Consider the following 22601-nt stretch of genomic DNA (forward strand, 5'->3'; position numbering starts at 1 on the left):
CGAAAGGCTTGTTCGTCCCAGCGGTATATGATTAGGCATAGGTCATGACCACATTCCCAGAGCATTTGCTGGAAGGCTACAAGGCCTTCGCCACCCAGCGGCTGCCGACCGAGCAGACCCGCTACCGCGAGCTGTCGGTGAAGGGGCAGTTCCCTGAAGTGATGGTGATCGGCTGCTGCGATAGCCGCGTCTCCCCCGAAGTGATCTTCGACGTCGGGCCGGGCGAACTCTTCGTGGTCCGCAACATCGCCAATCTGGTGCCGGTGTATCAGCCCGACGGCAACGCCCATGGCGTCTCGGCGGCGCTGGAATATGCGGTGACGGTGCTGAAGGTGAAGCACATCGTGGTGCTCGGGCACGCGCAATGCGGCGGCATCCGCGCCTTCGTCGACAAGATCGAGCCGCTCACGCCGGGCGACTTCATCGGCAAATGGATGCAGATGTTCATCAAGCCGGGCGAAGTGGTGGAGCAGCGCGACCACGAGACCATGGCGCAATTCGTCGAGCGCATCGAAAAGGCCGCGGTGTTCCGCAGCCTGGAAAACCTGATGACCTTCCCGTTCGTGCAGAAGGCGGTCGAGAGCGGCCAGATGCAGACCCACGGCGCCTATTTCGGCGTCGCGGAGGGATCGCTGTTCGTGCTGGACAAGGCGGCGAAGGAATTCAGGAACGCGCGCGAGGTGGCCTAGGTCCCCAGCTCTTGTAGGGTGGGCAAAGCGTAGCGTGCCCACCGCTTCTATCGCGATCGTGGAGAGATGGTGGGCACGGCGCTCCGCGCCTTTGCCCACCCTACGGCAGCGGAGCTACGCCGCCTTCTTCTTCGCACTGATCAGCTTGCGGTTGATCAGGACTTCCGCGATCTGGATCGCGTTGAGCGCGGCGCCCTTGCGTAGATTGTCCGACACGCACCACAGCACGAGGCCGTTCTCAACCGTCGCGTCCTCGCGGATGCGGCTGATATAGGTGGCGTCCTCGCCGGCGGCTTCATACGGCGTGGCGTAGCCGCCGGGCTCATGCTTGTCGATGACCAGGCAGCCCGGCGCCTTGCGCAGGATGTCGCGCGCTTCGTCCGCGCTGATCGGGTTCTCGAACTCGATGTTGACGGCCTCGGAATGGCCCACGAAGACAGGTACGCGCACGCAGGTCGCGGAGAGCTTGATCTTGGGATCAAGAATCTTCTTGGTCTCCGCCATCATCTTCCACTCTTCCTTGGTGTAGCCGTCCTCCATGAAGACGTCGATCTGGGGGATGACGTTGAAGGCGATGCGCGCGGGAAACTTCTTATTGACCAGCTCCTGGTTGGTGTAGACGGCCTTGGTCTGCGAGAACAGTTCGTCCATCGCGTCCTTGCCGGCGCCCGACACCGATTGATAGGTCGAGACCACGACGCGCTTGATCGTCGCCTTGTCGTGCAGTGGCTTGAGCGCGACCACGAGCTGCGCGGTCGAGCAGTTCGGATTGGCGATGATGTTCTTCTTCTTGAAGCCCGCGGTCGCGTCCGCATTCACTTCCGGCACGATCAACGGCACGTCCGGGTCCATGCGCCAGGCCGAGGAATTGTCGATTACGACCGTGCCGGCGGCGCCGATCTTCGGCGACCATTCCTTCGACACCTCGCCGCCGGCCGACATCAGGCAGATATCGACGTCGGAGAAATCGTAGTGCTCGAGCGCTTTGACCTTCAGCGTGCGGTCGCCGTAGGAGACCTCGACGCCCATGCTGCGGCGTGACGCCAGGGCCACCACCTCGTCCGCGGGGAATTTGCGCTCATCCAAAATGTTGAGCATTTCCCGTCCGACATTGCCGGTCGCGCCGACGACTGCGACTTTGTAACCCATCGTTCACTCTCCGACGAAAAAGCTCGTTCCTGAAGCTGAGGCTTAAACAGGAAGAGCAGCGCTTCTATGCGAGAACCGGCCTCAAGACAACGTTGGACCATGCCTTAGGGACGTGGATGCAGTCGCCTGAGGCCAGCACGGCCACAAACCCCACCCAGATCCATCTGGCGCTTGCGGCCTTCGCCGACGAGGTCGTCGGCACGCTGGCGCGCCTGTTCGCCTATGTGGGGGCTTTGGTGCTGTTTGCCATCCTCGGGCTTGCGGCACTCGGCCAGCTGCCAAACTTGCGCGACGATGATCCGGCGCTGAAGCCGAGTTGGAGCGTGGCCGACCGCTCGCCTCAGGGTTTCGCCCTTAACCGGCTGGATTCGTCAGAAAAAACAGCTTCTTACGCCATCTTAAGGCACCCCGAAGGCGGCCGCAGGGACGTGATGCGCTGGGCCAGCGAGGCGGACAAGCCCATAGCCGAACTCATGGCCGAGCTCGAGATCTACCGGGAAGGCGGCGAATTCGACGTGGCGCGCCCGGCAACTCTGGATCTGGCCGCCCGGATGGGACTGGGCACCGCGGCCCGGCTGGAGCAAGCCGGCCTGATCGACACGAAATTCGGCCCCGTCGCCCTATTCCAGCCGACCGGCACGACGGAGGGCGCGCGGGCCTGCCTCGGCTACCTCAAGCGCAGCGAGGAGCCGGCGCTCCAGATCTCCGGATTTTCCTGCCAGGGCGACAGCCTGCCCGCCCGGCGCGCGGCGATCGCCTGCACGCTCAATCGGCTGACGCTGCTGACCTCGGGCAACGAGCCGAAGCTGGCCGAATTGTTCGCCCATGCGGAGCTGAAGCGCCGCCCCTGCGCGCCGCCGGGCTCGTCGGACTGGCTGCTCGGCGCCGCCAATGCGCAATTGCGCGGCGCGCTCTGACCGGCATCAAGCTCAAGTGGCTGTATCCATGCAACTTTTGCCGGCGCGCACGATTATTCAGCGCTGGTGTGACCCAATAGACCTAGTTGCAGCCGCCCCGGCCGGGTTAGTATGAGGGTGAAATTGATTGGCGGCTTGCCGCCTGAAGGGGACGTGATGAGCTCGAATTTCTCTGCCGCGAACAAACTGGCGATGTGGCTTGCGGCCGGCGCCGTGATTGCCATGTCCTCAGCCTTCGCGACACCCGCCTCGGCCGACACCAAGAAGCAGCGCTATGACAGCGGCCGTCACTATTACGGCCCGAGCGGCCCCAATGCGAGCTATCAGCAGGGCCGCACCCGCATCTATGTGAGCAAGCGCTCCTGGCTCGACGGCGGCACCGAGGTCAATCCGGGCGACCGCAAATTCTCCGACTACGCCTTCCCGCCGGCGGTGGGCTATCCGACCTTCGCGCGCGAAAATCTCAACCGCCCGATCGATCGCCAGCCGCTGAGCACGCCGCAGGATGTTGGCGGCTATCCGCAGAATTTCCCGCTGTACTGAGGCGGACATATCGACCGAATCAAAATGGCCGGGCTCGCGCCCGGCCATTTTTGTTTTGATGAGACCTTGTAGGGTGGGCAAAGGCGCGAAGCGCCGTGCCCACCATCTCTCGGCAATGGCGATAAGAATGGTGGGCACGCTTCGCTTTGCCCACCCTACAAACACTGCGGTCGCCGTCAGGCGTGCAGCTTCTGCAATTCCTTCAGGATCGCTTCGCCCATCTGCGTGGTCGAGGCGGCGATGGTGCCTTCCGACTTGATGTCGGCGGTGCGCAGGCCGCTGGCCAGCACCGCGGCGATCGCGGCGTCGACCTTGTCGGCGAGCGCGCCCATGTCGAAGGAGTAGCGCAGCGCCATGCCGAAGGACGAGATCATCGCGATCGGATTGGCGAGGCCCTGGCCTGCGATATCAGGCGCCGAGCCGTGCACGGGCTCGTACAGCGCCTTGCGCTTCTTGCTCTTGACGTCGACCTCGCCGAGCGAGGCCGAGGGCAGCATGCCGAGCGATCCCGTCAGCATCGCAGCGATGTCGGACAGCATGTCGCCGAACAGATTGTCGGTGACGATGACGTCGAACTGCTTCGGCCATTTCACCAGCATCATGCCGCCGGAATCGGCGAGCTGGTGCTCGAGCGTGACGTCGGGATATTCGCGCTTGTGGACCTGGGTCATGACCTCGTTCCAGAGCACGCCCGACTTCATGACGTTGCGCTTCTCCATCGACGTCACCTTGTTCTTGCGCTTCTTCGCAAGCTCGAAGGCGACGCGGCCGATGCGCTCGATTTCATAGGTGTCGTAGACCTGGGTATCGATAGCGCGCTTCTGGCCGTTGCCGAGGTCGGTGATGGTCTTGGGCTCGCCGAAATAGACGCCGCCGGTGAGCTCGCGCACGATCATGATGTCGAGGCCCTCGACCGCCTCGCGCTTGAGGCTGGAGGCCTCCGCGAGCGCCGGGTAGCACACCGCGGGACGCAGGTTGGCGAACAGACCGAGATCCTTGCGCAGACGCAGCAGGCCGGCTTCGGGGCGCACCTCGTAGGGCACCGCGTCCCACTTGGGACCGCCGACCGCCCCGAAGATGATCGCGTCGGCGTCCTTGGCCTTGGCCATGTCGCCTTCCGAGATCGACACCTTGTGCGCGTCATAGGCCGAACCGCCGACGAGGCCGGTGTCGGTCTCGAACTTGGCGATCCCCGCCGAATTGAGCCAGTCGATCAGCCGCTTCACCTCGCCCATCACCTCGGGGCCGATACCGTCGCCGGGAAGTAGCAGCAGTTTGTGGGTCGCCATGGTCGTTTCCTCTGAGGTCGATTTCGGCCGGAGTGCTAGAGCGGCGATGCGTGCTTGGCAAGACACCATTGCCGCCTCGCGGCTGTGCAAGGCGGGCAGGGCCTGCCACACTGCGCATGCCGGAGTACCCCTTGCACGCACCTGACCGCCCTCCACCCGATGCCCACCCCGCGCGGTTGATCCTGACCCTATCGCTGGCCGCGACCGTTGGGCTGGGTATCGGCCGCTTCGCCTATTCGCTGGTGCTGCCCGACATGCGGGAGGACCTCGGCTGGTCCTACTCGGCGGCCGGTTTCATGAACACCATCAACGCCGTCGGCTATCTCGCGGGCGCGCTTGTGGCGTCCCGGCTGATCCAGCGCGTGGGCTGGTCGGCCGCGATCCGCGGCGGAACCCTGGCCTGCGTCGCCGCGCTCGCGACTTGCGCGCTGACCGGGAATTTCGTCGCGCTGAGCCTGGCGCGTCTCGTGCTGGGCGTTGGCGCCGCGGCCGGTTTCGTCGCCGGCGGCGCGTTGGCTGCTTCCATTGCGCAGTCGCGCCCGGAGCGGGCCAATTTCCTGCTCAGCCTGTTCTATGCCGGACCCGGCATCGGCATTCTCTCCTCGGGACTGATCGCCCCGTTCACGCTGCAATATTTCGGGCCGGGCTCGTGGTGGGTGGTGTGGTGGGCGATGACCCTTTTGTCCGTCGTCATGACCGTGCCGCTGTTCCTGGTCCGCATCGAGAGCAGCGTGCGTTTCTCGCAAGGCAGCCACGGCGCCTTCGCGATTTTTCCCGTGCTGATCTATCTCGCCGGCTACTTCCTGTTTGGCGCGGGCTACATCGCCTACATGACCTTCATGATCGCCTATGTGCGCGACGGCGGCGGCGGGGCCGCGGCGCAGGCCGCGTTCTGGAGCCTGATTGGGCTGAGCGCCTTCGTCACGCCGTGGGCCTGGCGCCGCGTGCTCGCGCTCGATCGCGGCGGGCTGGCCACCGCGATCATTCTCGGTACCAACGCGCTCGGCGCCGCCCTGCCGATGCTCGGGCATTCGCCGGCATGGCTCGCTGTGTCGGCCGTCGTGTTCGGCGTCGCCTTCTTCGCCGTGGTCGGCTCGACCACCGCCTTCGTGCGCTTCAACTATCCGCCCGAGGTATGGCCGACCGCGATCGCGGCGATGACGATCTCGTTCGGCGTCGGCCAGACGCTCGGCCCGATCGTGGTCGGCGCCATCACGGACGCGCTGGGGAGCTTGAGTTACGCGCTGAATGTCTCGGCGGCGCTGCTGGCGTTGGGCGCGGTGGCGGCGCTGTGCCAGCGGAAGGTGGGGCCGGCCAAAAAAACGGTGCCGTAGGGTGGGTTAGCCGAAGGCGTAACCCACCACTTCTGTCGTCGCGGAAGCCAAAGAGGTGGGTTACGCCGAGCAGATGCGCTTCGCGCATCTGCAGGGCTAACCCACCCTACGGCAGCGGCGCGCCTAGCTCCCACTAAACGAATTATATCCCTGGTCTTCCCAATAGCCGCCCTTGTAGTCGTTGGTGACTTCCATCGACACCACGTATTTCGGGTTCTTGAAGCCAAGCTTGGTCGGCACGCGGATCTTCATTGGAAACCCATACGCGCGCGGCAGGATATCGCCTGCGTATTTGAACGTCATCTGGGTCTGCGGATGCAGCGCGGTGCGCATGTCGAGCGGGGAATTATAGCCGTCCTTGTCGGCACACTGGAACCAGACGTATTTGGCGCGCGTGTCGGCGCCGATCAGCTTGAGGAAGTCGCGCATCGGCGTACCGGTCCAGCTGCCGATCGCGCTCCAGCCCTCGACGCAGATGTGACGGGTGATCTGCGTGACCTGCGGCAGCTTGTACAATTCCGGAAGCGCCCACGACTTCTTGTTGTCGACGAGACCGCGGACTTCGAGCTTCCAGTCGGCACCGTCGACATCAGGCGCGTCGTCGAGATCGTAATAGGCGTTGAACGGAAACGGTTTTGTGATCGCACTCTCGGGAAACGTCGGCGCCAGCGCGTCGGGATTGAAGATGAAGGCCTGCACGGCGTCGTTGAATTTCGAGACGGATTTCAGCATCTCCTCGGCGGAGGACGAGTCGATCACGTCGCAGCCGGTGAGCAGCGTCAGTGCGCCGAGGCTGGCGCCGCCCGCGATGAAGCGGCGGCGGCTGACCTCTGGCATCGTCTTGATGGAATCCTTGATCAGCAGCCGCTTGTCGACGCCGGGAATCAGGAATGAGCGCTTGGCCATGACTCTCTCTCCGCTCTAGCGGCCGATGATCATCGCGCGCAGGCTCTTCGGCACCAGCAGCGCGAGTAAAACGTGAATGACGAGGAACGCGCAGATCGCGGCCATGCAGAAGAAATGGATGTAGCGCGCGGTCGGATAGTCGCCGAACAGGGACACCAGCCAGTGCAGCTGCACCGGCTTCCACATTCCCAGCCCCGACAGCACGATGATCACGCCGACCAGGATGATACCGGCATAGAGCGTCCGCTGCACGTAATTGTAGACGGTGAGGTCGGCATGGCCGAGCTTGAAGGTCAGGGCAGCCCTGACATCGTGGAGCACGCCGGACGGCGTGATCGGCAGCAGTTTCTTGCGGAAACGGCCGGTGGCGAAGCCTGTGACGAGATAGGCAAGGCCGTTGATCATCAAGAGCCACATCGCCGCAAAGTGCCAGAGCAATCCGCCGCCGAGCCAGCCGCCGAGCGTGTAGTCGCGCGGAAAGCTGAAACCGAACAGCGGCGAGGCGTTGTAGATCTGCCAACCCGACAGGATCATCAGGATCATGGCGAGGGCGTTGATCCAGTGCATGACCCGGACCCAGGCCGGCTGGATCACTTTGGCCGGGGTGGCGCTGACCTGCTCGTCGGTGACAGTGAGGCTCGACATGATGGTTCCGTCCTGAACATCGTCTGACAGCAATTATACGCCGATGCGTCCGCTTTCGTTACGCCCTGCCCGGCATCGAATCGATACCAGCGGGCTATCATGGTCACAATAAAGCGAGCCGGGGACCCCCGGCTCGCCATTTCGTCGCATCCGGTTCGGAGATGAAGCCAGACCGCGCGGTGTCAGGTCGCCGGCATCAGCACGGTATCGACCACATGGATCACGCCGTTGGACTGGTTGACGTTGGAGATCGTCACCATCGAGGTGCCGCCCTTGGCGTCGACGATCCAGACCTTGCCGTCCATCTTCTTCACCGTCAGCTCCTCGCCTTCGGCGGTCTTCATCTTCTTGCCGTCGGTGAGGTCGGACGCCTCGAGCTTGCCGGGTACGACATGGTAGGTGAGGATCTTGGTCAGCGTCGCCTTGTTCTCGGGCTTGACCAGAGTGTCGACGGTACCGGCCGGCAGCTTGCCGAAGGCGGCGTTGGTCGGCGCGAACACCGTGAACGGGCCCTTGCCTTCCAGCGTCGGCACCAGGCCGGCCGCCTTCACCGCCGCCACCAGCGTGGTGTGGTCCTTCGAGTTGACGGCGTTCTGGACGATGTTCTTGGACGGGAACATCGCGGCGCCGCCGACCATGACGGTCTTTTCCTCGGCCCGGGCGGGCGCGACGACGGTCGCGGTGATGGCCAGCGCGCTGAAAGCTGCAGCGGCGAGATAGGCAATGCGCTTCGACATGGAGAGTCTCCCGATTGGATGATGACCGGCGATTGCCGGCGTTCGAGTTTGGGCAACAACGGTGGCTGCGACCTGTGAGCGTGAAGCAGCAGCGACGTCGTTGGCTCGAATTACGGGAGGGTTTGCGAAACGGTTTCGAACAAAACTTCTTTGTGATGCGTGAAACTAAGTGCGGGTGTGTTCGTGGGGGGCGTCATTGCGAGGAGCGAAGCGACGAAGCAATCCAGGCTGCCACCGCGGATGCACCGCTGGATTGCTTCGCTTCGCTCGCAATGACGAGCCTCGACGATCTACCTGCCGCTCAATCCCTGTTGTGCGGCGTCTGAATGAATCCGCGATTATGCGTCGGGCTGATCAGCAGTTCGTTGATGCACACTCGCGCCGGCATGCTCGCGATGAAGGCGATGGTGCGGCCGAGATCTTCGGATTGCAGCATCCTGGCCTGCTCCTCCTCGCTCGGCACCACCGGGCGCAGCTTCAGGATCGGCGTCGCCACCTCGCCCGGCATCAGGCAACAGGCGCGCAAGCCGTTGACGCATTCGTCCATGTTGAAGGAATGGGTCAGCGCCAGCACCGCATGCTTGGTCGTGGTGTAGGCCGGGCCCGGCATTTTCGAGACGTGGCGGCCGGCCCAGGACGAGACGTTGATGATGGAGCCGTCCTGTTGCTTGCGCATCGTCGGTAGCACCGCGCGCATGCAATAGAGCACGCCGTTGAGATTGACCTGGACCAGCTTATCCCAGCCCTCCAGTTCCATGTCCTTCCAGCTGCGCTTGGGGACATTGATGCCGGCATTGTTGACCAGCAGGTCGATGCGGCCGTGCTTCGCGACGATTTGATCGGCAGCCTTCTGGGCGGCGGCGGCGACCGACACGTCCAGCGCGATGGCCTCGGCGGCGCCGCCCGCCCCGGTGATCTTCGCGACTACGGTATCCAGGGCGTCCTTGCGCCGGCCCGAGACCACCACCGTCCAGCCGTCAGCCGCCAGCGCCTCGGCGCCGGCCTCCCCGATCCCACTGCCCCCGCCTGTCACCCAGGCCACGCGTTTCCCGTTTTTGGTCATGCAAACTGTCTCCGTTGCTTCATCGGGGCGGTTTTTGCTAATCCAGCCCTCGGTTTTGACCGGCCTTGTCTGACGAGCCTTGTGGTCAAGCCTTGCGGTCGAGGAAATCTTGCATGAACCAAGCAGCCAACGCCAATCTGTTTTCCCGCCTGTTCGATGGCCTCGACGATCCGAAGCGCCTCGCGATCGAGACTCACGACGGAGGACGCATCAGCTATGGCGATCTGATCGCCCGGGCCGGGCAAATGGCCAATGTGCTGGTCGCGCGCGGCGTCAAGCCCGGCGACCGCGTTGCGGTTCAGGTCGAGAAATCCGTGGCCAACATCGTGCTGTATCTGGCCACGGTGCGGACCGGCGCGGTCTACCTGCCGCTCAACACGGCCTATACGCTGAACGAGCTCGACTATTTCATCGGCGATGCCGAGCCCTCGCTGGTGGTCTGCGATCCCTCCAAGGCGGAGGGCCTCGCCCCCATCGCGGCCAAGGTGAAGGCGAAAATCGAGACACTCGGGCCTGACGGCAAGGGCTCGCTGACGGAAGCCGCCGACAAGGCGAGCAGCGAATTCACCACGGTGCCGCGCTCAAACGACGATCTCGCCGCGATCCTCTACACGTCCGGCACCACCGGCCGCTCCAAGGGCGCGATGTTGACCCACGACAATCTGGCGTCGAACTCGCTCTCGCTGGTCGGCTTCTGGCGCTTCACCGACAAGGACGTGCTGATCCACGCGCTGCCGATCTACCACACCCACGGCCTGTTCGTGGCGACCAACGTGACGCTGTTCGCGCGGGCGTCGATGATCTTCCTGCCGAAGCTCGACCCGGATCTGATCATCAAGCTGATGGCGCGCGCCACGGTGCTGATGGGCGTGCCGACGTTCTATACCCGGCTGCTCCAGAACGCCGCGCTATCGCGCGAAACCACACAACACATGCGGCTGTTCATCTCGGGCTCGGCGCCGCTGCTGGCCGAAACCCATCGCGAATGGTCGGCGCGCACCGGGCATGCCGTGCTCGAACGCTACGGCATGACCGAGACCAACATGAACACCTCGAATCCCTATGACGGCGAGCGCGTGCCCGGCGCAGTCGGCTTTCCGCTCCCCGGCGTCTCCGTACGCGTCACAGATCCTGAGACGGCCAAGGAACTGCCGCGTGACGAAATCGGCATGATCGAGGTCAAGGGCCCCAACGTGTTCAAGGGCTATTGGCGCATGCCGGAGAAGACCAAGGCGGAATTCCGCGACGACGGCTTCTTCATCACCGGCGACCTCGGCAAGATCGACGCCAAGGGCTACGTCCACATTCTCGGCCGCGGCAAGGATCTCGTCATCTCCGGCGGCTTCAACGTTTACCCCAAGGAAATCGAGAGCGAGATCGACGCCATGCCCGGCGTGATCGAATCTGCCGTGATCGGCGTGCCCCACGGCGATTTCGGCGAGGGCGTCACGGCGGTGCTGGTCTGCAACAAGGGCGCCGATGTGACCGAGGCCGCGGTGCTGAAGGCGCTCGACGGCCGGCTAGCGAAGTTCAAGATGCCCAAACGCGTCTTCGTCGTCGACGAGCTGCCGCGCAACACCATGGGCAAGGTGCAGAAAAACGTGCTGCGGGATATTTACAAGGATCTTTACGCGAAGAAATAGGGGCTGTTGTTCGCTGCACTCTCGTCGTCATTGCGAGGAGCCCTTGCGACGGAGCAATCCAGACTACCGCTGCGGAAAGATTCTGGATTGCTTCGCTACGCTCGCAATGACGGATTTTGCGGCGGCTACTGCCCGCCTATCAAGCTCATCACAAACCGGCTGCCGACAATAAACAGATAGCACCCGAACGCGACCTCCAGCGTCCGCTTCGACATCGCATGCGCCGCCTTCACACCGAGCGGTGCTGTCACAAGGCTCATCGGCATCACCAGCACGGCGCCGATCAGCGAGACGTAGCCGAGCGCGAACGGCACTTGCAGGGCTGCAACGCCGGGATAGCTAGCCGCCGCAGGCCAGCCGGCATAGATGTAGCCGAGCGCACCGGGGATCGAGATCAGCACCGCGAGCGCCGACGATGTCGCCACGGCCTGATGGATCGGACGGCCGTAGAACGTCATCAGCAGATTCGAAAACAATCCGCCGCCGATGCCCATCAAGGTCGACAAAATGCCGACGCAGAAGCCGTAGATTCGCATCAAGATGCCTTTCGGCAGATCATCGCCGAGTTTCCAGCTCTCGCGCGCGAAGATCAGCCGTACCGCGGCCGACCAGGCGACGGCGACGAACACGATCTTGAACAGCCGCTCCGGCGCGTAGCGCGCGACCACGCTGCCGGCGATGACGCCGATCAGGATCGGCAGCCACCAGACCCGAAGGATCGCAAGATCGACGGCGCCGCGCTTGTAATGCGCCTGGAACGAACGAATCGAGGTCGGAATGATGACGGCGAGCGAAGTGCCGATGCAGAGCGGCATGCGCACCTCCAGCGGCACACCGGCGATGCGGAAGCACTCGTAGAACACCGGCACCAGAATCGCGCCGCCGCCGATGCCGAACACGCCGGCCAAAAATCCGGAGAGCGCGCCGGTTGCGATCAGCAGCAGCGTGAGCTCGAGGATCTCCTTGATATCAAGTCCTGCAATCACCCCTGACCTGCCCCGGCGATGGCTCGCAACTTCTCCGATGCATCGCTCGGACAGCTGCCCGCAATGCTCTAGGCGATCTGATTTGTCGGGTCGACCGCCGCATCGGCGGTCTGGGGTGGGATGCAGGTTGCGCATATCCGCCCGTCTCGCGAAAAATCGGTGCGCTTTGCGGAAATTGAAAATTGCTCGCCGATCATCCCTGCCGGTCCGAACGTCATGAATGACTGGTTCGAACCCTGGTTGGCCTGCGGCGGCTTAGAGCCGTTCCAATAGTAATTTCAATGCGCCGCAGCTCTCCGACAAGGAATGAATTTTTGTTCTGTCTTTAGCCGGTGCGCCATGGCCCTGGTATACCAAGCGCCCGATTGGCCTTGTTACATCAAGGGCCTAGAGCTGAACCCAGGTTCGATTTATGGCGATTTGGTGATTGCGCAGGTGAAATCGACTCCGTAAATAGAGCCGACCTTTCGCGATCCCCGCGCGCCCCATGCTGGGCCGCAATAAAGCAATCGAAGCCCATGACCGCACGGATCGAACGACCGCTTTCGCCACACATGCAAGTCTACCGCTGGACGCTGACGATGGCACTTTCCATCGTCCATCGCGCCACCGGGATTGCCCTCTACGCCGGAACGCTGCTGCTGGCCTGGTGGCTGATTGCGACGGCCTCCGGCCCGGCCGCCTATAGCCACGTCCAGGCCTTCACCGGCAGCATCATCGGCCGGCTGATCGTGTTCGGATTCACCTGGGCGCTGATGCACCACATGCTCAGCGGCATCCGGCATTTCGTCTGGGACCTGGGCTACGGCTTCAAGGCCAATGAGCGCGAAGCGTTGACCTGGGGCGCGTTGATCGGCGGCATCGTGCTCACGGTCCTGGTCTGGATCATCGCCTACGCGATCGGAGGCGGCCGATGAGTTTCGACGAATCCCACGGCGCTCCGAAGGGCTCCTCCATGCGCACCCCGCTCGGCCGCGTGCGCAATCTGGGCGCGGCGCATTCGGGCACCTCCGATTTCTGGCGCCAGCGCATCACCGGCGTCGCCATGACGCTGCTGATGATCCCCGTGATCGTGATCGTGATGATGCTGCTCGGCCGCAACCAGGCCGGCGCCGCACAGATTCTCGGCTCGCTGCCGATCGCGGTGATCCTGCTGCTCTTCATCTTCGCCAGCGCCTGGCACATGAAGATCGGCATGCAGGTCGTGATCGAGGACTACATCCATAACGAGAAGCTGAAGCTCATCTCGATCATGCTCAACAACTTCTTCTCGTTCGCCGTGGCGCTCGCCTCGACCTACGCGATCCTGAAACTTTCCTCCGGAGTCTAACCCATGGCCACAGAGACCAATGGCAAGGGCAACGGCGCTCCCGCCACCAACGGCAAAGCCTATCCGATCGAAGACCATACCTATGATGTGGTCGTGGTCGGCGCCGGCGGCGCGGGCTTGCGCGCCGTGGTCGGCTGCAGCGAAGCCGGCCTCCGCACCGCCTGCATCACCAAAGTGTTTCCGACCCGCTCGCACACCGTCGCGGCGCAGGGCGGCATCTCGGCGTCCCTCGGCAACATGCACAAGGACGACTGGCGCTGGCACATGTACGACACCGTGAAGGGGTCGGACTGGCTGGGCGACCAGGACGCGATCGAATACATGGTGCGCAACGCGCCCGAGGCGGTCTACGAGCTCGAGCATTGGGGCGTGCCGTTCTCGCGCACCGAAGACGGCAAGATCTACCAGCGCCCGTTCGGCGGCATGACGCTGGACTACGGCAAGGGCCAGGCGCAGCGCACCTGCGCCGCCGCCGACCGCACCGGCCACGCCATGCTGCACACGATGTACGGCCAGTCGCTGCGCCACGCGGCCGAGTTCTTCATCGAGTTCTTTGCCATCGACCTGATCATGGACGACCAGGGCACCTGCCGCGGCGTCATCGCGCTCAAGCTCGACGACGGCACGCTGCACCGCTTCCGCGCCCAGTCCGTGATTCTGGCGACCGGCGGCTATGGCCGCGCCTATGCATCCTGCACCTCGGCGCACACCTGCACCGGCGATGGCGGCGGCATGGTGCTGCGCGCCGGCCTGCCGATGCAGGACATGGAGTTCGTGCAGTTCCACCCGACCGGCATCTACGGCTCGGGCTGTCTCGTCACCGAAGGCGCGCGTGGCGAAGGCGGCTATCTCGTCAACTCCGAGGGCGAGCGCTTCATGGAGCGCTATGCGCCCTCCGCCAAGGATCTGGCCTCGCGTGACGTCGTCTCGCGCGCGATGACCATCGAGATTCGCGAAGGCCGCGGCGTCGGCAAGAAGAAGGACCACATCTTCCTTCATCTCGACCATCTCGATCCCGCGGTGCTGGCCGAGCGCCTGCCGGGCATCTCGGAATCCGCAAAGATCTTCGCCAATGTCGACGTGACGCGCGAACCGATCCCGATCGTCCCAACCGTGCACTACAACATGGGCGGCATCCCGACGAACTATCACGGCGAAGTCCTGACCAAGAAGGACGGCGACGACAACGCCATCATCCCCGGCCTGATGGCGATCGGCGAGGCCGCCTGTGTGTCCGTGCACGGCGCCAACCGCCTCGGCTCCAACTCGCTGATCGACCTTGTCGTGTTCGGCCGCGCCGCGGCGCTGCGCCTCGCCGAGAAGCTCACGCCGAACGCCAGCCAGCCGGAGCTGCCGGCGAATTCGTCCGACCTGGCGCTCGGCCGGCTCGATCATTATCGCTATGCCTCCGGCGGCACGCCGACCGCGAAGCTGCGCGAAGGCATGCAGCACGTGATGCAGAACAATTGCGCGGTGTTCCGCACCGGCGACATCCTGAGCGAAGGCCAGAACCTGATCGAGAAGGTCCATAGCGGCATCACCGACATCGCCGTGTCCGACCGCTCGCTGGTGTGGAATTCCGACCTGATCGAGACGCTCGAATTCGACAATCTGATCGCGCAGGCGGTGGTGACGATGAACTCGGCCGCCAACCGCACTGAGAGCCGCGGCGCGCATGCCCGCGAGGACTTCTCCGAGCGCGACGACAAGAACTGGATGAAGCACACGCTGGCCTGGCTGGAAGATTCCGGCAAGGTCAAGATCGAGTACCGCCCGGTTCACGACTACACCATGACCAACGACGTCCAGTACATCCCGCCCAAGGCTCGCGTTTACTAAACGGCGCGCATGTACTGAGCGAACAGCGAAAGCTTTATCGAAATGGTTGAATTCGCACTTCCGAAGAACTCCAAGATCAGCGGCGGCAAGACGTGGCCGAAGCCCGCGGGCGCGACCGAGGTCCGTGAATTCCGCGTCTATCGCTGGAATCCGGACGACGGCAAGAATCCGAGCGTCGACACCTATTACGTCGACACCCATGATTGCGGGCCGATGGTGCTGGACGGTCTGATCTGGATCAAGAACAACATCGACCCGTCGCTGACCTTCCGCCGCTCGTGCCGCGAAGGCGTCTGCGGCTCCTGCGCGATGAACATCGACGGCCAGAACACGCTGGCCTGCACCCGCTCGATGCACGACGTGAAGGACGGCGCGGTGAAGATCAATCCGCTTCCGCACCAGCCTGTCGTGAAGGACCTCATCCCCGACCTCACGAATTTCTATGCGCAGTACGCTTCGGTCGAGCCGTGGCTGAAGACGACCTCGCCGACGCCGCAGAAGGAATGGAAGCAGAGCCACGAGGACCGCGAGAAGCTCGACGGCCTCTACGAGTGCATCCTCTGCGCCTGCTGCTCGACCTCGTGCCCGAGCTATTGGTGGAACAGCGAGCGCTATCTCGGTCCCGCCGCGCTGCTCCAGGCCAACCGCTGGGTGTCGGATTCGCGGGATGAAGCGACCGGCGAGCGGCTCGACAATCTCGAGGACCCGTTCCGCCTCTATCGCTGCCACACCATCATGAACTGCGCCAAGGCCTGCCCGAAGGGCCTCAACCCGGCGGAGGCCATCGCGGAGCTCAAGCTCAAGATGGTCGAGCGCCAGATCTAGGCGTCATTCATGCTGCGATCCCCGGCCGGAACGGCCGGGGCATTCTACGGCGGGCGCGTCTTCCAGTAGATTTCGCCTCCGCCCCTGCGCGGGCAAGCCGACGAGTTGCAACCTCTGGTTCCAGCTACAAGCCGCTTCCTTCCCGGCGCGAAATTCAAGTAAGCTCTCCGGCGTGGGACCGGAGCGACCGTGCAGGGCGCACAACGCAATTCGCTGAGATTGCTGCAGTGGATGATGGCTGCGTCCCTGGCGCTGCCGATTGCGCTGTTCGCGATCGCCGCCTCGATCTCCTACACCTCGACCAAAGAGATCGCCGACCGCGAGATCGAGCGCACCCTCGATGTCGCGCACGAGCACGCGCTCAAGGTGTTCGAGACCATCGACCGCAGCCTCGCCGAGATCAACGAGGTGGTGCGCGACATGCCCGACGAAATCATCCGCTCGCGCGAACCGGCCCTGCACCGCCGCCTGAAGCAACTGACCGATTCGCTGCCGCAGCTCAAATCGGCATGGATCTTCGATGCGGACGGAAAGTCGCTGGTCAACAGCCTGGCATCGCCGCCGCCGGCGCAGAGCTTTGCGGACCGTGATTACTTTGCCGCCCATGTCGACCAGAGCATCGGCAGCTACATCGGCGTTCCCCTGACGCCGCGCCAGCCCTATCAGGGCGCGCGCTTCTTCGGGGTCAGCCGCCGCCGCAGCTCCGACGACGGCAGCTTCATCGGCGTGATCCAGGCCTCCGTCCTGCCGGAATATTTCGAGAGCTTTTATGCCAGGATCGGCTCCGATCCCGGCAGCTTCCTCGCCATGGCACGTACCGACGGCGTGGTGCTGGCGCATCTTCCGCGGCTGGACCGCGACCTCAGGCCCGATCCTAACGGGCCGGTTGGCCGCAGCATCGCAGCTCACCCCGAGCATGGCCTCATCACCATCGCCTGGCCATCGGACGAGGTCGAGCGGCGCATCGGCTACCGACGCATCGCCGAATACCCGATCTATGTCAGCGCGGGGCTGGAGACCTCGGCAATCCGCGCGCGCTGGCTCGCCACCATGGGCCAGCATCTGGTGTTCGGTATTCCCGCCACCGCGCTGCTGTTTCTGCTGCTGGCGTTCGCGTTCCGGCGCACCCAGCATCTCCAGGCCGAGGCAGCCGCGCGGCGCGAAGCCGAGGAGGCGCTCAAGCACAGCCAGCGCCTGGAGGCGCTCGGCCAGCTCACCGGCGGCGTCGCGCACGATTTCAACAACCTCCTGACCGTGATTCGCGCCTCCGTCGACCTGCTGAGCCGGCCGCAGCTGAGCGAGGAGCGGCGCCAGCGCTACATCACCGCCATCGCGGACGCGGTCGGGCGCGCGGCCAAGCTGACCTCGCAGCTGCTCGCCTTTGCACGGCGCCAGACCTTGAAGCCGGAAGTGTTCGACGTCGGCGCGCGGCTGCAGTCGCTGCACGACATGCTCGCGACGCTGCTCGGACCCGCGATCGAAATTGCGATGCGGCTGCCGGCCGAGCCCTGTCTCGTCAATGCCGATGCGAGCCAGTTCGAGACGGCGTTGATCAACATGGCGACCAATGCGCGCGATGCCATGCACGGCAAGGGCAGGATCGTTTTCGAGGTCGAGGCCGCGGCGACCATTGCGGACACGCGGGCTCCCGTCTCGGTCAACGCTGACCTTTCAGGCAACCATGAGCTTTCCGGCAAACATGACCTTGCTGACAAACATGGCTTCGTCGGCATTGCCGTCAGCGACACCGGCATCGGCATTCCGGCTGCGAGGCTCGAGCGCATCTTCGAGCCGTTCTTCACCACCAAGCAGGTCGGCCACGGCACCGGTCTCGGCCTGTCGCAGGTGTTCGGCTTCGCCCGGCAGTCCGGCGGCGAGGTGACAGTCACCAGCGAAGTGGGCCACGGCAGCACCTTCTCGCTCTATCTGCCGCGCGTGGCGCCGCACCTGCTGCCGCAGCGGCAGGCACCGAACACGGCCCCGGCTGTGGCCGGTAGCGGCATGTCGGTGCTGCTGGTCGAGGACAATATCGAGCTCGCCAATTTCGCGGCCGACGGCCTCACCGAGCTCGGCTACAGCATCACGCTGATCGACAATGCAACTGATGCGCTCGCCGAGCTGGTCATGGAGCCCGATCGCTTCGATGTCGTTTTCTCCGACATCGTGATGCCCGGCATGACCGGGCTCGATCTCGCGCAGGCAGTCCGCGAGCGCGGCATCGGCGTGCCGGTCGTGCTGACCACCGGCTACAGCGAGGCGCTGTCCCAGGACGGCAAGGTCGATTTCGAGCTCGTGCAGAAGCCCTATGCGATCGATCAGCTATCGCGCGTGCTGCACCGGCTCGCGCGACGCCGGGTGCGCGACGGCGCCGCCGAATGATCCGACACTCGGAACCGAGTGGAACCTTTTGATTTAGCTTGCGTTATCCGGCCATGCAAAAGCCGGCCAGAAAGCGCGAATCGGGCAAGAAGCCGCCCATCGTCGAAATCGTCGGCGAGACCGGCGAGGAAGAGGCTCGGCCGCCGCCCGAGCTGGTCGAGCCCGACCCGGAGCAATCGCCCGAAGAGGCCGAGCAGGCCCGCAAGGACTACCTCCTCACCCGCTTCTGGATCAGCGCGCGCGGCTTCTGGGGCCGCAACGGCGACCGGCTGGCGTGGCCGTTTTCGATCGGCCTCGGCGTGCTGATCGTCCTGACGGTCGGCTTCCAATACGGCATCAATGTCTGGAATCGGGCGATCTTCGACGCGATCGAGAAGCGCGAGGCGTCCACCGTCTTCCATCTCACCGCGGTGTTCTTCCCGCTCGCGATCGGCAGCATCGTGCTCGGCGTGGCGCAAGTGTTCGCGCGCATGGGCATCCAGCGGCGCTGGCGGGCGTGGCTGACGGCCAGCGTGCTGACGCGCTGGCTCGGCAACGGCCGCTATTACCAGCTCAATCTCGTCAGCGGCGACCACAAGAATCCGGAATACCGGATCGCGGAGGATCTGCGCGTCGCGACCGATTCGCCGGTGGATTTCCTCGCCGGCGTGACGTCCGCGCTGCTGTCGGCCGCGACCTTCATCGTCGTGCTCTGGACCATCGGCGGCGCGCTCACCGTCACGCTTGCGGGATCGTCGGTGACCATTCCCGGCTTCCTGGTGATCGCCGCGATGCTTTATGCGGGAATCGCATCGGGCTCGATCCTGGTGATCGGCCGCCAATTCGTGCAGGTCTCCGAGGACAAGAACCAGGCCGAGGCCGATTTCCGCTACACGCTGACGCGCGTGCGCGAGAATGGCGAGAGCATCGCGCTGCTCGGCGGCGAGGAGGAAGAGCGCGACGGCATCGACCGCAACTTCACGAATGTACTGCGGCAATGGGCGCGACTGGCGGGCCAGCACATGCGCACCACGCTGGTGTCGCAGGGATCGAGTCTTGTTGCTCCCGTGGTCCCTCTCCTGCTCTGCGCGCCAAAATTCCTCGACGGCAGCATGACGTTGGGGCAGGTGATGCAGGCGGCTTCCGCCTTCACCATCGTGCAGAGCGCGTTCGGCTGGCTGGTCGACAATTATCCGCGGCTCGCCGACTGGAATGCCTGCGCTCGCCGCATCGCCTCGCTGATGATGTCGCTCGACGGCCTCGAGCGCGCCGAGCAGGGCGACGGAATCGGTCGCATCAAGCGTGGGGAGACCAGCAACGACGCCATGCTGGAGCTGAACGACCTCTCCGTCACGCTTGATGACGGTACCGCCGTGGTCGGCGAGACCGAGGTGGTGATCGAGGCTGGCGAGCGGCTCCTGGTGGCCGGCGAATCCGGCACCGGCAAGAGCACGCTGGTGCGCGCCATCGCCGGGCTCTGGCCATGGGGTGGCGGCAGCGTCAATTTCCATCCCGACCGGCGGCTGTTCATGCTGCCGCAGCGACCCTACGTGCCATCAGGCTCCTTGCGCCGCGCGGTCGCCTATCCCGGCGCGGAAGATGACTGGACCGTCGAGGAGATCGGCGAGGCCTTGCACAAGGTCGGTCTCGACCATCTCAAGGACAAGATCGAGGAAGAAGCACCGTGGGACCAGACGCTGTCTGGCGGCGAGAAGCAGCGTCTCGCTTTTGCGCGGCTGTTGCTGCACAGCCCTGATATCGTCGTGCTCGACGAGGCCACCTCGGCGCTCGACGAGAAGAGCCAGGACAAGATGATGAAGATGGTCACCGACGAGCTGCCGAAGGCCACCATCGTCAGCGTCGCGCATCGTGTCGAGCTGGAGGCCTTTCACAGCCGCAAGATCGTGCTGGAGCGCCGCAAGGGCGGTGCAAAACTCGTCAGCGATATCGACCTGATCCCGCGCAAGGGCAAGCGCAAGCTGCTCGGGCGATTCCTGGGCCAGCGCAAGGCGCCGAAAAAGGCGGCGTGAGGCTAGCAGCTGTAGCCCGGATGGAGCGCAGCGCAATCCGGGACAGTCCATCGAGAGGCGAAACCCGGATTGCGCTGCGCTCCATCCGGGCTACCGACCCCTCGTGAACGATTGGAGTCCCCGGCAAAACCGGCTATGCATGCGCCGCTTGCAACGAGGACTTTGACTTGGCGACCGACAATGCCCCTTCGTCCGCGCCGTTCGGCGCGTTTGCGCCGAATGCGGCGCAGGCCGCGATCATTCGCCTCGCGACACAGTCGCGGCTGAAGCGCGGAGCGTTCCGGCCGTGGCTTTCGCGATTGGTGAACCTGCTGCGCAGTGGTCCCGTCGACGTGCAATACCAGGGCGCATCGTTCCGCTTCTATCACCAGGGCAGCGCGACCGAGCGCGGCGCGCTGTTCAATCCCGATTACAATCTCGACGAGCTCGACTTCCTGCGCCAGCACACCCCGGACGGCGGCGTGTTCGTCGATGTCGGTGCCAATGTCGGCACCTTTGCGCTGGTGATGGCGCGACAGGTCGGGCCATCAGGCAAAGTGGTCGCCATCGAGCCGCATCCGATGACGTTTGGACGGCTCTCGTTCAACCAGGCCGCATCGAAAGCGACGCAGGTGCGCCTGGTGCAGGCGGCCGCCGGCGACAGCGACGGCGAGCTGATGATCGAGAGCGGCGGCGGCAATCTCGGCGCCACGCATGTCGTCACCGGCACGGCCAGCGCGGAGGCGATCAAAGTACCCTCGCTGCGGTTGACGCGCATTCTCGACGAGGCCGGCATCACCAAGGTGGACGCATTGAAGATTGACGTCGAGGGCTTCGAGGATCGCGTGCTGATCGGCTTCTTCCGCGACGCGCCGCAATCGCTATGGCCGCGCGCGGTGGTGATCGAGCATTTGTCACAAAAGGAATGGCGGGACGATTGTATCGCTGACATGGTCGCGCGCGGCTTTGTGGTTGCGCGCAAGACGCGGAGCAATACGTTCCTGTCGCGCTGACGACGAACGACGGAGGTTGCGATGATCGACCATATGGGCTTCCCGGTCTCCGACTATGAGCGCGCCAAGGCGTTCTACGCCAAGGCATTGGCGCCGCTCGGCTACAGCCTGATCATGGAGGTCACGCAGGAGCAGACCGGACACGATCCGGCCGCCGGCTTCGGCGCCGACGGCAAGCCGGATTTCTGGATCGGCGGCGAGGGCGCGCTGAACAAGCCGGTGCATGTCGCGATTCTGGCGAAAGACCGCGCCACGGTGGATGCGTTCTACAAGGCGGCGATCGCGGCGGGCGGGCGCGACAACGGGCCGCCCGGGATCCGGGCGCATTATCATCCAACCTATTACGGCGCCTTCGTGCTCGATCCCGACGGACACAACATCGAGGCGGTTTGCCACGCGCCGGAATAGATAAAGTTCCTTCTTGCGGCCGGAACCTCGTTCCGCGCCCGCCGTTGTCGTCCCTTGCAAGAAGGAGCACGACATGGCCAACGACAATGCTCGCGACGTCGATCGCGATTTGGATCGCGTGTGGGATCTGATGAAGTCGATCGGATTCGCGATGCTGGTGACGCGCGATGGCGACAAGCTCCGCGCGCGGCCGATGAGCGCCTATCTCGATCGCAACGCGGACACGATCTATTTCCTCACCGACGCGCGGCGTCACAAGGACGATGAGATCGCGCGCAATCCGTCCATCAACCTGTCGTTCGCGGATGCGGGCAGCCAAAAATACGTGTCGCTGACGGGCACTGCCGTGGTCTCCAATGACCGTGCGAAGATCAAGGAGCTGTTCGCGACGCCGGCCAAGGCGTGGTGGGACTCTGCGGAAGATCCCAACATTCGCGTGCTCAAGGTCACGCCTGACGATGCCGAGTTCTGGGATTCGCCCGGCACGGTGATCTCCTATGTGAAGATGGCGGCCGCGGCGGTGACGAACACGCGGCCCGATCTCGGCGACAACCGCAAGGTCTCGATGTAATGCCGATCGAGCCGCCCGAGATTCCGCCGTCGACGCCGGGCACGCCCACCGAGCCGCCGCCGGGGATTCCGCCGGGCAATCCGCAGCCTGAAATCGCGCCGCCGGTGCGCGAGCCCGGCGCGCCGACGCCACCCGACGAACTGCCGGGCCGCATGCCTGAAGAGATTCCATCGCGCGGGCCGAACGGACCGCTCACGCCGAATCCTGCGACGGATGCAAGTCCGCCGCGGGATCGCGCATGAGGCGAGGTATCACATCGGAGCCAATTGCAACCTGCGTCTGAATGCGCAATGAACGTCACTATAGTGAGGTGATTTGCGTGCAGAAATAAATCGCGCCGCGTCGGC

The 22601-nt window shown here is 64.3% G+C and carries 22 protein-coding genes; 15 read left to right on the top strand and 7 right to left on the bottom strand.

Annotated features, from left to right (window positions below; all coding sequences use genetic code 11):
* Window positions 1–44 precede the first annotated feature (44 nt).
* Complete coding sequence (locus FXB41_RS11550) at window positions 45–689, top strand: carbonic anhydrase (RefSeq protein WP_007598798.1); 645 nt, start codon at window positions 45–47, stop codon at window positions 687–689.
* 114 nt (window positions 690–803) lie between these two features.
* On the opposite strand, the gene FXB41_RS11555 is transcribed toward FXB41_RS11550, so the two are convergent.
* Window positions 804–1838 (bottom strand): aspartate-semialdehyde dehydrogenase, encoded by a 1035-nt coding sequence (locus FXB41_RS11555; RefSeq protein WP_007604250.1) that lies wholly within the window; start codon window positions 1836–1838, stop codon window positions 804–806.
* Window positions 1839–1954: 116 nt separating this feature from the next.
* Between FXB41_RS11555 and FXB41_RS11560 the strand changes: the two genes are divergently transcribed.
* Together FXB41_RS11560 and FXB41_RS11565 are read left to right on the top strand one after the other, a co-directional pair.
* Window positions 1955–2755, top strand: a complete 801-nt coding sequence (locus tag FXB41_RS11560; protein WP_219681837.1) for a hypothetical protein — start codon at window positions 1955–1957, stop codon at window positions 2753–2755.
* A gap of 156 nt (window positions 2756–2911) precedes the next feature.
* On the top strand, window positions 2912–3298 hold the full coding sequence (locus FXB41_RS11565; protein ID WP_027566362.1) for a hypothetical protein: 387 nt from the start codon (window positions 2912–2914) through the stop codon (window positions 3296–3298).
* Between the two features lie 176 nt (window positions 3299–3474).
* Here FXB41_RS11565 and leuB read toward each other — a convergent pair whose 3' ends face one another.
* Window positions 3475–4587, bottom strand: coding sequence for a 3-isopropylmalate dehydrogenase (gene leuB / locus FXB41_RS11570; RefSeq protein ID WP_219681838.1), 1113 nt, complete (start codon window positions 4585–4587; stop codon window positions 3475–3477).
* Between the two features lie 131 nt (window positions 4588–4718).
* On the opposite strand from leuB, the gene FXB41_RS11575 reads away from it, so the two are divergent.
* Window positions 4719–5921 (top strand): YbfB/YjiJ family MFS transporter, encoded by a 1203-nt coding sequence (locus FXB41_RS11575; RefSeq protein WP_219681839.1) that lies wholly within the window; start codon window positions 4719–4721, stop codon window positions 5919–5921.
* 123 nt (window positions 5922–6044) lie between these two features.
* Here the strand turns inward: FXB41_RS11575 and FXB41_RS11580 are convergent, their stop codons facing one another.
* The 4 genes from FXB41_RS11580 to FXB41_RS11595 form a co-directional block, all read right to left on the bottom strand.
* Window positions 6045–6827, bottom strand: a complete 783-nt coding sequence (locus tag FXB41_RS11580; RefSeq protein ID WP_219681840.1) for a molybdopterin-dependent oxidoreductase — start codon at window positions 6825–6827, stop codon at window positions 6045–6047.
* A 15-nt stretch (window positions 6828–6842) separates the two neighbouring features.
* Window positions 6843–7472 (bottom strand): cytochrome b/b6 domain-containing protein, encoded by a 630-nt coding sequence (locus FXB41_RS11585; RefSeq protein WP_007598786.1) that lies wholly within the window; start codon window positions 7470–7472, stop codon window positions 6843–6845.
* Window positions 7473–7654: 182 nt separating this feature from the next.
* Window positions 7655–8209 (bottom strand): fasciclin domain-containing protein, encoded by a 555-nt coding sequence (locus FXB41_RS11590; protein ID WP_219681841.1) that lies wholly within the window; start codon window positions 8207–8209, stop codon window positions 7655–7657.
* A gap of 301 nt (window positions 8210–8510) precedes the next feature.
* Window positions 8511–9272 (bottom strand): SDR family oxidoreductase, encoded by a 762-nt coding sequence (locus tag FXB41_RS11595; RefSeq protein ID WP_007598784.1) that lies wholly within the window; start codon window positions 9270–9272, stop codon window positions 8511–8513.
* Window positions 9273–9385: 113 nt separating this feature from the next.
* On the opposite strand from FXB41_RS11595, the gene FXB41_RS11600 reads away from it, so the two are divergent.
* Entirely contained in the window at window positions 9386–10915 is a 1530-nt protein-coding gene (locus tag FXB41_RS11600) for a malonate--CoA ligase (RefSeq protein ID WP_219681842.1), read from the top strand.
* Window positions 10916–11040: 125 nt separating this feature from the next.
* Here FXB41_RS11600 and FXB41_RS11605 read toward each other — a convergent pair whose 3' ends face one another.
* Entirely contained in the window at window positions 11041–11901 is an 861-nt protein-coding gene (locus FXB41_RS11605) for a sulfite exporter TauE/SafE family protein (protein ID WP_219681843.1), read from the bottom strand.
* Window positions 11902–12419: 518 nt separating this feature from the next.
* Here FXB41_RS11605 and sdhC point away from each other — a divergent pair.
* The 10 genes from sdhC to FXB41_RS11655 all read left to right on the top strand — a co-directional run bounded on the left by sdhC (window position 12420) and on the right by FXB41_RS11655 (window position 22496).
* Window positions 12420–12818: a succinate dehydrogenase, cytochrome b556 subunit gene (sdhC, locus tag FXB41_RS11610; protein WP_007598778.1), complete on the top strand. Its 399-nt coding sequence runs from the start codon at window positions 12420–12422 to the stop codon at window positions 12816–12818.
* The gene (sdhD, locus tag FXB41_RS11615) at window positions 12815–13231 is read left to right on the top strand and encodes a succinate dehydrogenase, hydrophobic membrane anchor protein (RefSeq protein WP_007598776.1); all 417 of its coding nucleotides are present in this window, start codon (window positions 12815–12817) and stop codon (window positions 13229–13231) included. The genes sdhC and sdhD overlap by 4 nt, the downstream gene beginning before the upstream one ends.
* Before the next feature lie 3 nt (window positions 13232–13234).
* A complete protein-coding gene (gene sdhA / locus FXB41_RS11620; protein WP_007598775.1) occupies window positions 13235–15070 on the top strand; it encodes a succinate dehydrogenase flavoprotein subunit in 1836 nt (611 codons plus the stop codon).
* A gap of 42 nt (window positions 15071–15112) precedes the next feature.
* Entirely contained in the window at window positions 15113–15895 is a 783-nt protein-coding gene (locus FXB41_RS11625; protein ID WP_007598774.1) for a succinate dehydrogenase iron-sulfur subunit, read from the top strand.
* Window positions 15896–16084: 189 nt separating this feature from the next.
* The gene (locus FXB41_RS11630; protein WP_219681844.1) at window positions 16085–18274 is read left to right on the top strand and encodes a hybrid sensor histidine kinase/response regulator family protein; all 2190 of its coding nucleotides are present in this window, start codon (window positions 16085–16087) and stop codon (window positions 18272–18274) included.
* Between the two features lie 53 nt (window positions 18275–18327).
* A complete protein-coding gene (locus FXB41_RS11635) occupies window positions 18328–20283 on the top strand; it encodes an ABC transporter ATP-binding protein/permease (protein WP_219681845.1) in 1956 nt (651 codons plus the stop codon).
* A gap of 167 nt (window positions 20284–20450) precedes the next feature.
* On the top strand, window positions 20451–21275 hold the full coding sequence (locus FXB41_RS11640) for an FkbM family methyltransferase (protein ID WP_007598771.1): 825 nt from the start codon (window positions 20451–20453) through the stop codon (window positions 21273–21275).
* Window positions 21276–21296: 21 nt separating this feature from the next.
* Entirely contained in the window at window positions 21297–21683 is a 387-nt protein-coding gene (locus FXB41_RS11645) for a VOC family protein (RefSeq protein WP_007598770.1), read from the top strand.
* Window positions 21684–21756: 73 nt separating this feature from the next.
* Window positions 21757–22254 carry a pyridoxamine 5'-phosphate oxidase family protein gene (locus tag FXB41_RS11650; protein WP_007598769.1) on the top strand — a complete coding sequence of 166 codons (498 nt, stop codon included), beginning with the start codon at window positions 21757–21759 and terminating at the stop codon, window positions 22252–22254.
* Window positions 22254–22496 carry a hypothetical protein gene (locus FXB41_RS11655; RefSeq protein ID WP_007598768.1) on the top strand — a complete coding sequence of 81 codons (243 nt, stop codon included), beginning with the start codon at window positions 22254–22256 and terminating at the stop codon, window positions 22494–22496. The genes FXB41_RS11650 and FXB41_RS11655 overlap by 1 nt, the downstream gene beginning before the upstream one ends.
* Window positions 22497–22601 lie beyond the last annotated feature (105 nt).

The sequence above is a fragment of the Bradyrhizobium canariense genome, from assembly GCF_019402665.1.
In the GTDB taxonomy this organism is placed as follows: Bacteria; Pseudomonadota; Alphaproteobacteria; order Rhizobiales; family Xanthobacteraceae; genus Bradyrhizobium; species Bradyrhizobium canariense.

What these genes read in the sequence shown, in the direction of transcription:
- FXB41_RS11595 (WP_007598784.1), bottom strand. Translation starts at nt 9,272, where the DNA reads ATGACCAAAAACGGGAAACGCGTGGCCTGGGTGACAGGCGGGGGCAGT.
- FXB41_RS11655 (WP_007598768.1), top strand. Translation starts at nt 22,254, where the DNA reads ATGCCGATCGAGCCGCCCGAGATTCCGCCGTCGACGCCGGGCACGCCC.
- sdhC (WP_007598778.1), top strand. Translation starts at nt 12,420, where the DNA reads ATGACCGCACGGATCGAACGACCGCTTTCGCCACACATGCAAGTCTAC.
- FXB41_RS11550 (WP_007598798.1), top strand. Translation starts at nt 45, where the DNA reads ATGACCACATTCCCAGAGCATTTGCTGGAAGGCTACAAGGCCTTCGCC.
- FXB41_RS11555 (WP_007604250.1), bottom strand. Translation starts at nt 1,838, where the DNA reads ATGGGTTACAAAGTCGCAGTCGTCGGCGCGACCGGCAATGTCGGACGG.
- FXB41_RS11585 (WP_007598786.1), bottom strand. Translation starts at nt 7,472, where the DNA reads ATGTCGAGCCTCACTGTCACCGACGAGCAGGTCAGCGCCACCCCGGCC.
- FXB41_RS11600 (WP_219681842.1), top strand. Translation starts at nt 9,386, where the DNA reads ATGAACCAAGCAGCCAACGCCAATCTGTTTTCCCGCCTGTTCGATGGC.
- FXB41_RS11635 (WP_219681845.1), top strand. Translation starts at nt 18,328, where the DNA reads ATGCAAAAGCCGGCCAGAAAGCGCGAATCGGGCAAGAAGCCGCCCATC.
- FXB41_RS11590 (WP_219681841.1), bottom strand. Translation starts at nt 8,209, where the DNA reads ATGTCGAAGCGCATTGCCTATCTCGCCGCTGCAGCTTTCAGCGCGCTG.
- FXB41_RS11625 (WP_007598774.1), top strand. Translation starts at nt 15,113, where the DNA reads ATGGTTGAATTCGCACTTCCGAAGAACTCCAAGATCAGCGGCGGCAAG.
- FXB41_RS11645 (WP_007598770.1), top strand. Translation starts at nt 21,297, where the DNA reads ATGATCGACCATATGGGCTTCCCGGTCTCCGACTATGAGCGCGCCAAG.
- FXB41_RS11565 (WP_027566362.1), top strand. Translation starts at nt 2,912, where the DNA reads ATGAGCTCGAATTTCTCTGCCGCGAACAAACTGGCGATGTGGCTTGCG.
- FXB41_RS11650 (WP_007598769.1), top strand. Translation starts at nt 21,757, where the DNA reads ATGGCCAACGACAATGCTCGCGACGTCGATCGCGATTTGGATCGCGTG.
- FXB41_RS11560 (WP_219681837.1), top strand. Translation starts at nt 1,955, where the DNA reads ATGCAGTCGCCTGAGGCCAGCACGGCCACAAACCCCACCCAGATCCAT.
- sdhD (WP_007598776.1), top strand. Translation starts at nt 12,815, where the DNA reads ATGAGTTTCGACGAATCCCACGGCGCTCCGAAGGGCTCCTCCATGCGC.
- FXB41_RS11580 (WP_219681840.1), bottom strand. Translation starts at nt 6,827, where the DNA reads ATGGCCAAGCGCTCATTCCTGATTCCCGGCGTCGACAAGCGGCTGCTG.
- sdhA (WP_007598775.1), top strand. Translation starts at nt 13,235, where the DNA reads ATGGCCACAGAGACCAATGGCAAGGGCAACGGCGCTCCCGCCACCAAC.
- leuB (WP_219681838.1), bottom strand. Translation starts at nt 4,587, where the DNA reads ATGGCGACCCACAAACTGCTGCTACTTCCCGGCGACGGTATCGGCCCC.